Origin of the sequence: [Clostridium] symbiosum ATCC 14940 (assembly GCF_000466485.1) — a bacterium.
GTDB classification, from domain to species: domain Bacteria; phylum Bacillota; class Clostridia; order Lachnospirales; family Lachnospiraceae; genus Otoolea; species Otoolea symbiosa.
On record NZ_KE993047.1, the window covers coordinates 1 to 15,548 of the forward strand.

Annotated in this window: 13 protein-coding genes; 4 read left to right on the forward strand and 9 right to left on the reverse strand. The window is 46.0% G+C overall.

The genetic code is table 11. The annotated features are described in order from the left end of the window. Window positions 1-365: 365 nt before the first annotated feature. Window positions 366-1,328: a tyrosine-type recombinase/integrase gene (locus CLOSYM_RS21385; RefSeq protein WP_021643801.1), complete on the forward strand. Its 963-nt coding sequence runs from the start codon at window positions 366-368 to the stop codon at window positions 1,326-1,328. 40 nt (window positions 1,329-1,368) lie between these two features. Further along, the gene (locus CLOSYM_RS21390) at window positions 1,369-2,289 is read left to right on the forward strand and encodes a tyrosine-type recombinase/integrase (protein WP_021643802.1); all 921 of its coding nucleotides are present in this window, start codon (window positions 1,369-1,371) and stop codon (window positions 2,287-2,289) included. Window positions 2,290-2,403: 114 nt separating this feature from the next. On the opposite strand, the gene CLOSYM_RS21395 is transcribed toward CLOSYM_RS21390, so the two are convergent. The 3 genes from CLOSYM_RS21395 to CLOSYM_RS21405 form a co-directional block, all read right to left on the reverse strand. Further along, entirely contained in the window at window positions 2,404-3,153 is a 750-nt protein-coding gene (locus CLOSYM_RS21395; RefSeq protein ID WP_021643803.1) for an amino acid ABC transporter ATP-binding protein, read from the reverse strand. Beyond that, window positions 3,143-3,835, reverse strand: coding sequence for an amino acid ABC transporter permease (locus CLOSYM_RS21400; protein ID WP_003501356.1), 693 nt, complete (start codon window positions 3,833-3,835; stop codon window positions 3,143-3,145). Before CLOSYM_RS21400 ends, CLOSYM_RS21395 begins: the two co-directional genes overlap by 11 nt. 84 nt (window positions 3,836-3,919) lie before the next feature. Continuing rightward, entirely contained in the window at window positions 3,920-4,768 is an 849-nt protein-coding gene (locus CLOSYM_RS21405; protein ID WP_021643804.1) for a basic amino acid ABC transporter substrate-binding protein, read from the reverse strand. 297 nt (window positions 4,769-5,065) lie between these two features. Between CLOSYM_RS21405 and CLOSYM_RS21410 the strand changes: the two genes are divergently transcribed. After that, the gene (locus CLOSYM_RS21410) at window positions 5,066-5,824 is read left to right on the forward strand and encodes a TMEM164 family acyltransferase (protein WP_044903117.1); all 759 of its coding nucleotides are present in this window, start codon (window positions 5,066-5,068) and stop codon (window positions 5,822-5,824) included. A gap of 155 nt (window positions 5,825-5,979) precedes the next feature. Here the strand turns inward: CLOSYM_RS21410 and carB are convergent, their stop codons facing one another. Further along, window positions 5,980-9,192, reverse strand: coding sequence for a carbamoyl-phosphate synthase large subunit (gene carB, locus CLOSYM_RS21415; protein ID WP_021643807.1), 3,213 nt, complete (start codon window positions 9,190-9,192; stop codon window positions 5,980-5,982). A 225-nt stretch (window positions 9,193-9,417) separates the two neighbouring features. Between carB and CLOSYM_RS21420 the strand changes: the two genes are divergently transcribed. Beyond that, complete coding sequence (locus CLOSYM_RS21420) at window positions 9,418-9,828, forward strand: DUF3842 family protein (protein ID WP_003501351.1); 411 nt, start codon at window positions 9,418-9,420, stop codon at window positions 9,826-9,828. Window positions 9,829-10,072: 244 nt separating this feature from the next. On the opposite strand, the gene CLOSYM_RS21425 is transcribed toward CLOSYM_RS21420, so the two are convergent. The 5 genes from CLOSYM_RS21425 to infB form a co-directional block, all read right to left on the reverse strand. Beyond that, window positions 10,073-11,020: a bifunctional riboflavin kinase/FAD synthetase gene (locus CLOSYM_RS21425; RefSeq protein ID WP_003501348.1), complete on the reverse strand. Its 948-nt coding sequence runs from the start codon at window positions 11,018-11,020 to the stop codon at window positions 10,073-10,075. A gap of 1 nt (window position 11,021) precedes the next feature. Then, entirely contained in the window at window positions 11,022-11,948 is a 927-nt protein-coding gene (truB, locus tag CLOSYM_RS21430; protein WP_021643810.1) for a tRNA pseudouridine(55) synthase TruB, read from the reverse strand. After that, window positions 11,945-12,913 carry a DHH family phosphoesterase gene (locus tag CLOSYM_RS21435; RefSeq protein WP_021643811.1) on the reverse strand — a complete coding sequence of 323 codons (969 nt, stop codon included), beginning with the start codon at window positions 12,911-12,913 and terminating at the stop codon, window positions 11,945-11,947. The genes truB and CLOSYM_RS21435 overlap by 4 nt, the downstream gene beginning before the upstream one ends. A 145-nt stretch (window positions 12,914-13,058) precedes the next feature. Then, window positions 13,059-13,478 carry a 30S ribosome-binding factor RbfA gene (rbfA, locus tag CLOSYM_RS21440; protein ID WP_003508393.1) on the reverse strand — a complete coding sequence of 140 codons (420 nt, stop codon included), beginning with the start codon at window positions 13,476-13,478 and terminating at the stop codon, window positions 13,059-13,061. Between the two features lie 74 nt (window positions 13,479-13,552). Next, on the reverse strand, window positions 13,553-15,548 hold a 1,996-nt coding region (infB, locus tag CLOSYM_RS21445; protein ID WP_021643812.1), incomplete at its 5' end, for a translation initiation factor IF-2.

The window sequence follows — 15,548 nt, forward strand, 5'->3', positions numbered from 1 at the left end:
GGAAAATTATCGCAAGTTAAGGATGTTTTATCACCCTATTTTGTCATACTATTTCAACATAAAATAGATTTACTTGTATTATTAAGTAAATATTCATTGATTCTCAATCAATAGGATGGTATAGTAGTATAAGATTTTTTATCACTGAATTTTTGATAACATGGATTTGGGTAATTTATTTGGGATGAATTATGGTATATTTATGCAGAAAATCTGTTCAAATAGAACGCGGGCAGCGGTATTTCCTGTTTATTTATCATGTCATCCTTTCCAAGATCCTTGTGATTCATCGTAACAGTTCGGACAGTATGAACTGTTACGATGAATCACATTCACAAATTTAACATTTGAAAGGAGCTTCCATTATGAAATACCTATCCGACTCCCTGCCACAGACTGCCTGCATCCCCCTGTCTTTCGGCAATGAAGCCCCTGAGCAGGCTTTAGGGATTCTCTCACCGGAACCTTCTTCCGATGAAGAAAAAAGGGAATATGCAAAACAGACCGCTATCCGGCATGCCATGAGCATCGAAGATTACCGTCTCTATCTTTCAGCACAAAATATGTCGGAAAATACAATTCACGTATATGCTTACGCTATCCGCCAGTTTTTTGCACTATACCACGAAATTACATATTCCAATTTGAAATTGTATAAGGTTTTTCTTCTGGAACATTACAAACCGCAGACCGTCAACCTGCGGATTCGGGCGCTGAACTCATATATTGAGTTTAAAAAGCTTAATCCTGGAAAAATTCCTATGGTGCGCATCCAGCATAAAAATTATCTTGACAATGTAATCAGCGAGGCAGATTATGAATACCTCAAAAATTGTCTGCTCCGTGATGAGAAATACCTCTATTATTTTATTATCCGTTTTATGGCTGCAACCGGAGCGCGTGTCAGCGAGGTAATCCAGTTTGAAGCTGAAGATATCTTCACCGGATATAAGGACATCTACTCAAAAGGAAATAAGGTCAGGCGCATCTATGTACCTAAAGCTCTGCAAAAAGATGCTATTGCCTGGTTGAAGGCAATCAGACAGGAACGCGGATTTGTATTTCTAAACCGGTATGGGAACCCCATTACCCCCGGTGGAATCCGGGGCCAACTCAAGAATATGGCTCTTGCCTACGGGATGAACCCAGAAGTGGTTCATCCTCATTCTTTCCGCCACCGTTTTGCCAAAAGCTTTATTGAAAAATGCGGAGATATCTCTCTCCTCTCCGATCTGCTTGGCCACAAAAACCTGGAAACCACCAGGATTTATCTGCGCCGTTCCAGCAGTGAGCAATATGAAATCATCAACAAGGTGGTGGACTGGTAACAAGATAACAGGCCACCGTCTTCAGTAAAAGGAGTTATACATGGAGGAATCACTTGAAAATACAGTAGAACAATTTAAAATATACCTGGAAAAGCAGGGACGCTCAGCTAAGACTCTCACTTCCTATGCCTGCTCAGTCTCAATGTTTATTTCACTTTGCGGTGAGCTTACAGTCGAAAATTTGAAAAGATACAGGGAATATCTGCTCAAAAACTATCAGCTCAATACCGTAAATACAAGAATTTACGGTATGAACCGTTACCTCGACTATTTACAGGAGAGCGGCCGGCTTCCTGCTTCACTGACACTCCCCTCCGGAGGTCCTCCCGACTGGCAGGAACCAATCCACTTAAATCCGGTTAAAATAACAAGGGACGGCGTCTACAGAATGCAGCCTGTAAAAGAACAGAAAAAAAGTTATCTTGATACCGTTATTTCTCAGCGGGATTATGAGCGCATGAAGCGCAGATTAAAACAGGACGGAAATATGTACTGGTATTTTGTCATCCGGTTTCTTGGTGCAACCGGCGCCCGGGTAAGTGAATTACTGCAGATTAAAATAGAAGATTTGCGTCTCGGTTATTTGGATCTATATACTAAAGGGGGCAAAATACGGCGTCTGTACTTCCCACGAAGTCTCTGCGCGGAAGCCATCCCCTGGTTCATGGAACGCGGAACGAGGAGCGGATTTATATTTTTAAACCAGCACGGGAACCTGATTTCATCGCGGGGTATTGAACTCAGATTGAAACACTTTGCCAAACTATATAAGATAAATCCAAAAACCGTTTATCCCCATTCATTCCGCCACCGATTTGCCAAGAACTTTTTAAAACGTTTCAATGATATTTCTCTTCTTGCCGATCTGATGGGGCATGACAGCATTGAGACAACCAGAATTTACCTGACCCGTTCAAGCCAGGAACAAAAGGCCCTGCTGGACCGGATTATTACCTGGTGAATTTACTAAAAAGAGGAATCGCCTGAACCGGCACTGTGCCGGCACTGGCGATTCCTCTTTTGGGACTTATTGTACAGTCCCGTTTTGCCTGTAACATAAATTATATAGAACGTTTTACAGCACCTTGCTTAAAAACGCCTGTAATCTTTCGCTCTTTGGATGCCCGAAAAACTCATTCGGTTCATTTTCTTCCGCAAAGTTTCCGCCGTCCATAAACATTACACGTGTCGCTACCTCCCTGGCAAATCCCATCTCATGGGTAACGACCACCATTGTCATCTTTTCCTCCGCCAAATCACGCATAACGCTTAAAACTTCCCCGACCATCTCAGGGTCCAGAGCCGATGTCGGTTCATCAAACAGCATCACATCCGGTTTCATACAAAGCGCCCTGACTATCGCAATACGCTGCTTCTGCCCGCCGGAAAGCTGATTCGGATAGGCCGCAGCCCGGTCCTGGAGCCCGACGCGTTCAAGAAGTTTCATTGCCTCAGCCTCAGTTTCCTCTCTCTTCTTTCCCTGAAGCTTCATCGGCGCCAGCGTCAGATTCTCGAGGATTGTCATATGAGGAAATAAATTAAATTGCTGAAATACCATGCCCATCTTCTGACGGTGTTTATTAATATCTGTTTTTTTATCGGTAATGTCTGTGCCTTCGAATAAAATCTGGCCGCCTGTCGGTTCCTCCAGAAGATTCAGGCAGCGGAGAAATGTGCTTTTACCTGAGCCTGACGCCCCGATAACACATACCACATCCCCTTTGTATATATCGACTGTCACACCGTCCAGAACGATATTGGCTCCAAAGCTTTTTTGAAGATTTTTCACCTGGATCAGAGGTTGATCCCATATATTAGCGCTCACTCTGCCTCAGCCTCCTTTCCAGACATTTAATTAACTGGGTAAATATAATAACAATAATCAGATATATGGCAGCCACCGCAAGCAGCGGCATCGTTGCACTGTAAGTGATACTCCGGATAATATCCCCGCCTTTTGTCAGATCCTGAAGCGCGATAAAACCGGCAACCGATGTCTCTTTCAGCAGGGAAATAAATTCATTGCAGAGCGCAGGCAAAATATTCTTAAATGCCTGAGGCATAATAATGTACCACATCGTCTGAGGATAGTTGAATCCCAGGCTGCGCCCGGCCTCAAACTGTCCGTTATCGATAGACATTATACCGCTCCTGAAGATTTCCGCCACATACGCGCCCGAGTTGATACCAAACGCTAACACGGCAACCGGAACTTTGTCCACTCTGAGGCTGCCGAAAATGACATAGTAAATAATCATTAACTGCACGACTACAGGAGTCCCCCGGATCACGGTCAGATAAAGATTACATATAAAATTGAGTATCTTCAGTTTATGAGTTTTCTCATAAGTTGAACGGATGACACCGACAATCAGACCAATGACAATACCGAGAATTACTGCCAGCAGTGTTACGGTAAGCGTTATTTTAAGACCATCTACCAGGTAAAGCCAGCGATCTTTCTCGATAAAATTAAAATAGAAATCCTCAGTGAATTTTTGCCACATATCCTTCTTCCTTATCTGTTATTTTATGGAGGCTGATACCAGCCTCCATCTTATATTTAACAATATTAAACGTGTATCTTTATTTTACTCTGCATCCATATATTTTGCAACGATTTCGTCAATCTTTCCTTCTTCTTTCAGCTCTTTGATTGCTTCGTTCATCTTCTCAACCAGTTCTATGTTTCCTTTTTTGATTGCAATTGCATATTCTTCTTCTGACATCTTCTCTTCCAAAATCTTGATGCCTTCTGTCTTCTTTACAAATGCCTCTGCCGTCGCCTGGTCAATTACAACTGCGTCAATCTTTCCCTGTGTAAGGGACTGTACTGCTTCAAGTCCTTTATTATAACGCTCTACTGTAGCATCTTTAATTTCAGTTGCAAGAGCGTCACCTGTAGTTCCAAGCTGGACACCGATAATTTTTCCAGCAAGTGCATCAGAGCCTGTGATATCACTGTCTTCTTTCACAATGGCAACCTGGTTTGAGTTTGCATAGGTATCTGTAAATTCAACTGATCTCTGACGCTCTTCCGTAACTGTCATGCCTGCTGCGCCGAAATCTGCTTTTCCGCTTGTTACTGCCGGAATAATTGCGTCAAAAGCCATATCTTCTATTTGAAGCTCCATGCCAAGCTTAGCAGCGATTGCTTTTGCAATTTCTACATCGATGCCTACGATATCCCCGTCTTCATAGTATTCATATGGAGGGAATTCTGCATTAGTAGCCATCACAAGTGTACCGCCGGCTGCTTCCGCCCCGCCTGTCGCCTCCTCAGAAGCTTCGGCTGTCTCGCCCTCTGTCTCTGGGGCTGCCTCTGCTGTTTGCGCCTGTGTTGTCTCCGGTGCTGCTGTCTCTGCCGGTTTCGAGCTGCATGCCGTAAGTGCTGCCGCCATCAGTGCTGCCATTGATAATGCTAAAATCTGTTTTTTCATAATTATCCTCCTCTTGTCATACCGGATGCATAAACCCACGATCGGTCTGCTGTTTCCGACCGCATATTTATGTTAATATTCGCCATTTTTATGCATCAAATATGTATAAATATAAATTTTCTTTTCTAGTATTTCATTATAACGTATTTTTAAAATTAATCAAGTACCTGGGCCACATTTTTTTATGGTTTCCACAAGTTTATGAATGTTTATGCAAATAATCCCCCAACCGTTTCCGGCTATTGGCAAAATTATTATTAAGGTTTATACTACAAACTAGAAAGTGAGGTAAATTTTATGGAAGACTGGTTGATAAAAACGGCCTGGCCAATGACTCCGCCGCTTCCCTTTTCAGCATTTCACATCTGCTTTTCCCTATTCGGCCTGAGTGCGGCCTTTACCCTGGCATGGCTCTGCAGACGTCTGCCGCAGGCATACAGAGTACGCCTCTTGTTCTTTCTGGGGATTCTGCTCGCCCTTTCGGAATGTTATAAACAGATGTTTCTGTATTATATTGTCAACGGCCATAAATACGACTGGTGGTATTTTCCATTTCAGCTTTGCAGCGTCCCCATGTATCTCTGCCTCATTCTGCCCTTTGCAGCAAAATTCGGCCGGAAGTGGGAAAGGCTGCTCTGTACTTTTATGTACTGCTATAATCTGCCCGGAAGTATCCTCGTTTTTGCGGCTCCGTACGGAATGATGCATCCATACTGGAGCCTGACCATCCATTCTTTTATGTGGCATATTCTACTCGTTTTTATCGGACTATTAATCGCTTTTTCAGGTATGGGCTCTGTATTATGGAAGGGATTTACCGGCTCCACCGGGCTGTTTCTGGCATGCTGCGGGATTGCAACGGCTGTCAACATTCTGGCCGGTCCCTATGGTTATCCGGACATGTTTTACATAACGCCCTATTATCCTACGACGCAGCCGTTTTTTTCAACGATTGCTGAACAATTTGGGATTATGGCCGGAGATTTAGCCTATATCGCTGCCATTATCATGGGCGCTTTTATTCTTCATCTCATTTACCGCCGGTATCACCGGTAAAAACAGAAAAGCAACCATATAATGATATGCCCCTGTCTGTCTGACTGGGGGCATATCAAAACCGGCTGCTTATCCTTTTATCTTTCCACCCTTGTTTTTACTCTATATCTCTATTTAATCTATTCGCTCTATTTGCTCTATTTAATCTATTCGCTCTACTTAATCTCGCTGTGGAACTCCTGAAGTGATTTCACTTCAATATTTCCATTCTTTGTAATCGTCTTAAGAGCCTGAACCGTAGCCTTCGCTGCAGCCATATTCGTAAAATACGGAATCTTGCCTTTTACGGCTGCCTTCCTGATATAGCTGTCATCTCCCAGACCTTTCTTGTCAAGAGGGGTGTTGATTATAATATCAACCTTCTTATTTGTAATCTTATCAAGAATGTTCGGACGTCCCTCGTCAATCTTGGCAATTTTCTCAGCCGGAAGCCCTGCTGCTGCCATAATGTCGTAAGTTCTGCCAGTTCCCATCAGCTTGAATCCGCAGTCATAGAATCCCTTGGCAACTTCAATCAATTCCGGTTTGTCCATATCGTTGACACTGAGCAGTACGGTTCCGGAACTTGGCAGTCTTGTCTGAGTTGCTTCCTGTGCCTTGTAAATCGCTTCGCCCAGATTTGCGGACATACCCAGAACCTCGCCTGTGGAACGCATCTCCGGTCCCAGTACCGGGTCAACCTCAGGGAACATCTTGAACGGGAATACCGGCATCTTCACTCCGTAATGAGGAATCTTCTTCTCTGTCAGTGTCGGAACCGGTGACGGTCTTCCTGTCAGATGGGATGTCATGATGTCAGTTGCCAGTTTTACCATCTTGATGTTGCAGACTTTGGATACCAGCGGCACGGTTCTGGATGCTCTTGGATTCGCTTCCAGTACGTATACCTCTCCATCCTCAATTGCATACTGCATATTCATCAGGCCGACAACGTGCATTTCTTTCGCAATACGGCTAGTATAGTCGCGGATTGTATCTACCTGATCTTTCGTCAGATTTCTGGATGGAAGGATGCAGGCGGAGTCTCCGGAGTGGATACCGGCAAGCTCGATGTGTTCCATTACAGCCGGTACAAACACATTCTCTCCGTCGCTGATGGCATCCGCCTCACACTCTGTCGCATGGTGCAGGAAACGGTCAATCAGAATCGGACGGTCAGGAGTAACGCCTACGGCTTCCTTCATATAATATGTCAGAGCTTCATCGTCATGAACAACCTCCATGCCGCGTCCTCCGAGAACGTAGGAAGGACGAACCATTACCGGATATCCGATGCGGTTTGCAATAACGAGAGCCTCATCTACATTGACAGCCATTCCTGACTCAGGCATTGGGATTTGAAGCTTGTCCATCATATCGCGGAACAGATCCCGATCCTCCGCCATGTCAATCGTCTCAGGTGTGGTTCCGAGGATTGTTACGCCGTATTTCTTAAGATCTGCGGCCAGGTTAAGCGGTGTCTGTCCGCCAAACTGTGCAATAACGCCCAGCGGTTTTTCCTTATGGTAAATACTTAAAACATCTTCCAGAGTCAGTGGCTCAAAGTACAGTTTATCGGATGTATCATAATCGGTGGATACGGTCTCCGGATTACAGTTAACAATGATAGTCTCAAATCCCAGCTCTTTCAGGGCAATTGCCGCATGAACACAACAGTAGTCAAATTCGATACCCTGGCCGATACGGTTAGGACCTCCTCCGAGAATCATAATCTTCTTATTGTCGCTGCATGGACTTTCATCTTTAATATGGTAGCTGGAGTAATAATAAGCAGAATCTTCGGTGCTGCTTACATGAACGCCTTCCCAGCCTTCCACGATTCCTGCCGCTGTTCTGGCATCACGAACAGTCTCTTCCGAAATTTCCAGAATTTCACTCAGATATTTATCCGCAAAGCCATCAAGCTTAGCCTGACGGAGTACTTCTGTCGGAGGTACCTGTCCCTTATACTGCAGCAGTGCTTCTTCCTCTTCCACCAGCTCCTTCATCTGTTCGATAAAGTAGTGCTTAATCTTGGTAAGCTCAAAGAGTTCGTCTACCGTTGCGCCTTTTCTCAGAGCTTCATACATAATGAACTGACGCTGGCTGGTCGGTACATGGAGCATGGACAGGAGTTCTTTTTTCGTTTTCTGGTCAAAATCCTTCACATGGCCGAGTCCGTAGCTGCCTCTCTCCAGGCTTCGGATTGCTTTCTGGAATGCCTCTTTATAGGTCTTTCCGATACTCATAACCTCGCCTACGGCTTTCATCTGAGTTCCCAGTTTATCCTCAGAGCCTTTGAATTTCTCAAATGCCCAGCGTGCAAATTTAATTACAATATAATCGCCGGACGGAACGTATTTATCCAGAGTGCCGCATTTACCGCACGGAATCTCATCCAGAGTAAGTCCTGTTGCCAGCATGGCAGATACGAGGGCAATCGGGAAGCCTGTTGCCTTGGATGCCAGAGCAGAGGAACGGGAGGTTCTTGGATTAATCTCGATTACGATGTCTCGGTCAGTCTTCGGATCATGCGCCCACTGCACGTTTGTACCGCCGATTACTTCAATCGCCTCAACAATTTTGTATGATTTTTCCTGTAAACGTTTCTGGACTTCTTCTGAAATAGTAAGCATTGGTGCGGAGCAGAATGAGTCGCCGGTATGAACGCCGAGAGGATCGATGTTTTCAATAAAACAAACGGTGATCATATTGTTTTTAGCGTCACGTACAACTTCCAGCTCTAATTCTTCCCAGCCTAAGATGGATTCTTCGACGAGTACCTGGCCTACCATACTGGCCTGAAGGCCTCTCGCACAGACTGTTTTTAATTCTTCTACATTATATACAAGGCCGCCGCCCTCGCCGCCCATCGTGTAAGCCGGACGAAGCACAACCGGATATCCCAGTTTATCGGCAATTTCAAGAGCATGCTCTACGGTGTAAGCAACCTCGCTTCTTGCCATCTCGATTCCCAGGCTCTCCATTGCATGCTTGAATTCGATACGGTCTTCCCCGCGCTCGATTGCATCAACCTGGACTCCGATTACTTTTACATTATATTTATCAAGACCTCCTGCCGCAGCAAGTTCAGAACAAAGGTTAAGACCTGACTGTCCTCCCAGGTTAGGAAGTAATGCGTCCGGTCTCTCTTTATCAATGATCTGTGTCAGTCTCTCAACATTAAGCGGTTCGATGTATGTTACATCTGCTGTCTCCGGATCCGTCATAATCGTCGCCGGATTAGAGTTTACCAGTACAATCTCGTAACCAAGGTTTTTTAACGCCTTACATGCCTGAGTTCCGGAATAATCGAACTCGCATGCCTGTCCGATAATAATTGGACCGGAACCGATAATCATCACTTTGTGAATGTCGTTTCTCCTCATGTTTTTTCCCTCTCATTGTCTGCAGTTTACATTTTCTAAAAGCCGCTCAGAAGTCCTTTTTGCCAAAAGACCCCAGTAAGGCATTATCAAGATTATAATAGAAAAGTTCTGCCTTGTAAACCGAAAAAATGCGTTTTTCTCTTTCCTTTTTACATTTTTTATGATATGCTAGTAAAAATATACTGGGGTATTATTTTAAAAAGCAGAAAGGATTCGTCAATTTTTATGAAAAAAATCGTAGTAATTGACGGCCAGGGCGGCCGGATGGGAAAAACTGTGGTAGAACAGCTTAAGAATACATACCCGGATCTGCCTCTCACAGCCATCGGCACCAACAGTATCGCCACTTCTGCTATGCTGAAGGCGGGAGCCGATCTGGGTGCCACAGGAGAAAATCCTGTTATCACGGCCTGCCGCGATGCCGATTTAATTATCGGACCCCTGGGAATTGTCATTGCCGATTCATTGCTGGGTGAGATCACACCGGCAATGTCCTCGGCCATAGGCAGCAGCCGGGCCCATAAGATATTGATACCTGTCAGCCAGCACTGCCACCATACCGTGGTGGGATGCGGGGATATGCCGCTTAGCGTATATATCAGACTGGTATGTGAAGAAGTGCAGAAGTGGATTTAACGGTGACCCGTACGCACCGCGCACAGGTCACCGCCATCAATTAAAGAGGGGAGCCCCTTAGTCAGTTCATGACTCTGCGGCTCCCCTCCTGCTCTGTATTTCTGTTACAGTTCAGCCTTCGGCTAAACCGTAACAAATGATGCACAGAAACGGCAAAAAACGTCGTTTCGCGCCGCACAACTCGGGATTTTCGCAAAAAACAGCGAAAACACCTCGCGGAATACATCATGGCTGAACGGTTACCTTAATCTGTCTCAGCGATTATGCTGTACGGCCGGGCGTGTAGCCTTCTTCCGGCTTCTTTGTCTGCCAGGACCCTTTCTTTCAGTGCTTCCACACTGGAAAACCTCTGCTCAGGACGTATAAAATCGGTTAGTCTGACCTCAATCCACTTATCATAAAGATCAGCATCCAAGTCGTATATATAGGTTTCCACTCCAACCGGGTGTTTTCCTTCTATTGTAGGCTTTCTGCCGATATTTGTAATACCGTTATGGATATTTCCGTCTATCACTACCTTTGAAAGATACACCCCGAATGCCGGCAGATGCTTCTGCTCTCTCGGTTCGATATTAACCGTAGGAAATCCGAGTGTCGTACCCAAATGCCGGCCATGGATGACACGGCCATGGATCATATACGTATATCCCAGAAGTTCGTTTGCCTTTTTAATATTTCCCCGGGCCAGCTCTTCCCGGATATAAGTGCTGCTGATTTCCCTGCTTCCGTCCAGCGCTTTGTCTACAATCACCATTTCATAGCCGTATTTACCGGCCAGACTTTTCAGCAGCTCCACATCTCCCTTTCTCTGATATCCGAAGCGGAAATCAGTTCCTGTCACAATTGCCCTGGCCTTCATCTGGCCGCACAATATATGGGAAACAAATTCCTCCGGCTGCATATGGGCCACTTCCTGGTTAAAAGGATATTCAACGAGATAATCGACTCCTGCTTTCTCCAGGTTTTCCCTCCGCTCGGCATTTGTCGTAATCATCGTCTGGAGTTTCCCTTTCATCAGAGTCCCGGGAGCCGTCTCAAAAGTGAAAACCGCAGTTTTATACCCTTTATCCCTAAAGCGGAATACTTCATTCAGAAGTTTCTGATGACCTCTGTGAAGGCCGTCAAATTTTCCAAGTGTAACAACCGTCGGTTCTTCTATATTAAATTCTCTGGTTCCGGTAATATACCGCATACTAATCTCCTCCCAGAAAAATTTTCTTTGGTTTCCATTTGCCCTCATCTTCGGCATACAGATAAATACCGACAAAACGACGGCTGCTGTCATAGACACGGATTGCCGTCTCCTGTCCGTCTTTTTTCCAACCGGCCGCCGTCCCGTCAGGTACAAAGCTCAGAGGAAAGAAATTGCCGTTGTGAAGCAGCCTGTCCAGTTCCTCTCCTTCTGAGACAAACTCCGGCAAGGAGGAAAACATCTGATCGACCGGAATGATTTTTTCCGCCAGCCGGCCTTCTTCCACCAGTTTTTCCACTTCCCCCAGGCGCAGGCTGTCTTCTATCTCAAAGCGGTCCACCCTGGATCTGAACAGCTTCTCCATGCATCCGCCGCATCCCAGCTTGCCGCCGATATCATGGCAAAGCGTCCGGATATATGTTCCTTTGGAGCAATCGACGCGCATAGTGACTCTAGGAAGATCCACATCTTCTATCTCCAGGCCGTATATCTCCACCGGCCTTGCTTTTCTCTCCACTTCTTTTCCCTCGCGGGCCAGCTCGTAGAGTTTCCTGCCGTTTACCTTCAGCGCGGAATACATCGGCGGAATCTGTTCATAATGGCCGATAAAGCTCAGGATGGCTTCCCTCACCTGTTTTTCATTCAGGCCGGACGTATCCCTCTTTTGGAGGATCGTACCTGTGGTATCCTGCGTATCTGTTTCTATTCCCAGTAACATGACGGCCCGGTACGTCTTTCGCTTATCAGTCAGCATATCGCAGAGCTTTGTGCCTTTTCCGAGACATACGGGAAGCACTCCCTCCGCTTCCGGATCCAGTGTTCCCGTATGGCCTATCTTTTTCTGTTTTAATATACCGCGCAGTTTCGCAACCACATCGTGGGATGTGTAGCCCGGTTCTTTGTATATGTTAATTATTCCATGGATCATTTGTTATCATGCTCTTTCATCTGCTGTTCAATATGTTTTGAAAGATTATTCAGGACATCATAAGCGCTTCCGCTTATTGTACATCCGGCTGCACGGACATGGCCGCCGCCGCCGAAATAAGAGGCAATTTTGCTCACATCCACATAATCGTTGGAGCGCATGCTGACCTTATATACATGAGGTTCTTTCTCGTAAATGAAAACGGCGCACTCGACTCCTTCCGTAATCCGGAGCTGATCAATAATACCGTCCAAATCATTGCTGTCCGCCCCGTAAAAATCGAGATCCTTCTGTTTCAGTGCTGTGAAAATGCAGCGTCCGTCCATAAACAGGAAGCTTTCTAAAAGAGCGCGTCCCAGTACCTGATTCTGTACATAAGTCTTCCGGTAAAAACTGTCGTCGATAATCTTAGCGCTGTTCAGGCCTTTGTCCACCAGGTTTCCGGCAATCTCCATCGTTCTTTTGGACGTATTGCTGTATTTGAACACACCTGTATCGTGAACGATTCCCGTGTATAGGCATTCTGCGGTATTCCTGCTGATTTTGCTGTCTTCCAGCAAGGTATAAAGCACCTCACTGCAGGAACTGGCAGAAGGAACAACATGGTTCTTACCGGCAAACCCTTTATTCGTCACGTGATGATCAATACAGAGAGTCGCCCCGGCGTCCTGAAAATAAGGCAGGAAGATTCCAAGCCGTTGTGCATCGCTGCTGTCCAGTGTAATACATAATTCATAAACTTTACCCGGCTCCATCTCCGTTTTAATCCGGTCAAAATTTTTCATATACGAAAACTTTCCGGCCGGATGATCTAAATACAGATCAACGGTGAGCTGCGGGTAATTTTCCGACAGATAATTATACATACCAAGGCAGGTGCCGACACAGTCGCCATCCGGATGGAGGTGTCCTAACAGGACAACATTGTTTACGCCGTAAAGAACTTCATTTAATAAATCACTCATCCTCTATATCATCTCCTGCTCAGCGATAATCCGGGCGCTGTGCGCACAGATTACCGGATTCAACGATAACCTCTGCACGCTCCGCGCACAGGTCACCGCCACCAATCAGACAGCCTCCGAAATTCACCGGAGGCTTAACCATCTATTATTCGTTTGAAGTGTCTTCCAAAAGCTCTTCTTCCGAATCCTCTTCTTTAGCTCCGCTTTCATTCATCCCTGCCGTCACTTCGTTAATCAGTCTCGTCATATTGACGCCGTACTCGATCGACTGATCCAGGATGAAGCTGAGTTCCGGAGTATTTCTCAAATTGATTCTTTTGGCCAGCTGGGTGCGTATGAAGCTGGCCGCACTCTTAAGCCCCTGAACTGTATCTTTGCCAGCCTCCTCGCTTCCGAGAACACTGATATACGCCTTGCAGAATTTCAGATCCGGAGTCACCTCCACCGATACAACCGTCGTCATGGGATGAATTCTCGGATCCTTTAATTCACGGCTGATAATCTCGCTCAGCTCTTTCTGAACCTCACTGTTAATACGTGTATTTTTAATGCTGTTTTTGCGCATTATTCATGCCTCTCTTTCCAACGATGTAAAACGTCTTCCGTCTTTCACCGCCATCAGTCAGGCAGAAGGTTCCCTTAGCGGGGAACCTCTACCATTGCATATGCCTCGATCATGTCGTCTTCCTGTACATCGTTGTATTTCTCGAATACAAGACCGCACTCATATCCGGCATTGACTTCCTTGACATCATCCTTGAATCTCTTCAGGGATGCCAGAGGTCCGTCAAATATCTGCTCTCCGTCCCTGGTAATCCTTACCTTGCAGCCTCTCTGGAATTTACCGTCCAGAATATAGGAGCCGGCAATTGTTCCGACACCGGATGCCTTAAAGGTCTGGCGGATTACAGCGTGGCCGATAATCTGCTCTTCGAAGATTGGATCTAACATACCCTTCATGGCTGCTTCCACGTCTTCGATTGCCTGGTAAATTACACGGTAGAGACGCATATCTACTTTTTCACGCTCTGCGATTGATTTGGCCGTAACATCCGGGCGCACATTAAAACCAATAATAATGGCATTGGACGCCGCTGCCAGGCTGACATCGGACTCATTAATTGTGCCGACGCCTCCGTGGATGACTTTTACTACTACCTCATCATTTGACAGCTTGACAAGACTCTGTTTTACTGCCTCTACAGAACCCTGAACATCGGCTTTTACGATGATCGGAAGTTCTTTGACATTTCCGGCTTTGATCTGTGAGAACAGATCGTCTAATGACAGCTTAGCCTTAGTATCTTCAATTAATTTATTCTTACCCTCGGAAATAAATGTTTCCGCAAAGCTTCTTGCTTCCTTCTCATTCGGCGTAGCAACAAATACTTCTCCTGCCTTCGGCACATCGTTTAATCCGAGAATTTCTACCGGAGTGGACGGGCCGGCTTCTTTTACGCGGCGTCCCTTGTCATCCATCATTGCACGTACCTTGCCATAGCAGGCTCCTGCCGCAATCGGATCTCCGACACGCAGCGTGCCCTTCTGTACAAGAACAGTAGCAACCGGGCCTTTACCTTTATCAAGTTCGGCTTCGATTACAAGACCTCTTGCCGTACGGTTCGGATTAGCCTTGAGCTCTTTGACTTCGGCCGTCAGAAGGATCATCTCCAGAAGCTCCGGAATTCCTTCCTTCGTATGAGCGGATACAGGAACGAAAATAGTGCTGCCGCCCCAGTCTTCGGATACCAGTTCGTATTCAATTAACTCCTGCTTAACCTTCTCAATATTGGCGCTTGGCTTATCAATTTTGTTGACCGCCACAATAATCTCGACGCCGGCTGCTTTTGCATGATTAATTGCCTCGATTGTCTGAGGCATAACGCCGTCGTCCGCTGCGACTACAAGGATTGCGATATCGGTCGATTTCGCGCCTCTCATACGCATGGCCGTAAATGCCTCATGTCCCGGCGTATCCAGGAAAGTAATCTGCTGACCGTTAATTTCCACCATATAAGCGCCGATATGCTGTGTAATACCGCCCGCCTCTTTGGCCGTCACATTCGTCTGGCGGATTGCATCCAGAAGTGATGTTTTTCCATGGTCAACGTGGCCCATAACGCAGACAACCGGCGGTCTTTCCGCCATCTCTGCCTCGTTCTCGTCCTCCTCTTTAAGGAGTTCTTCGATTACATCTATTTTTTCTTCCATTTCGCAGAGTACATCGAATTCCATGGCGATTTCTTCCGCCTGCCCGTAATCCACTTCCTGGTTGATCGTTACAACTTTTCCCTGAAGGAAGAGTTTCTTTACAATAACGGACGGCTGAAGCTTCATCTTCGCGGCCAGTTCTTTAATTGTAATCACTTCAGGAATAATGATGGTCTTAACCACTTCCACCTTAGGCTCTTCTCTTTTTGGCTGCGGCGGCAGTACAGGAGCTTTTGTTCCCTTGCCCTGTTTTGCGTGGTTTCCGTCCTCACGGTTCTTCTTATCGTATTTATCACTCTTATAAGCATTCTTATTCTGCTTGTTGTTCTGCTGTTTCTGTACAACCGGCGTCTCAAAGGACGGCTTCGGAATATTCAGTCCTCTTCCTCCCTGACCGTCACGGTTTCCCTGATAGCCTCCGGTT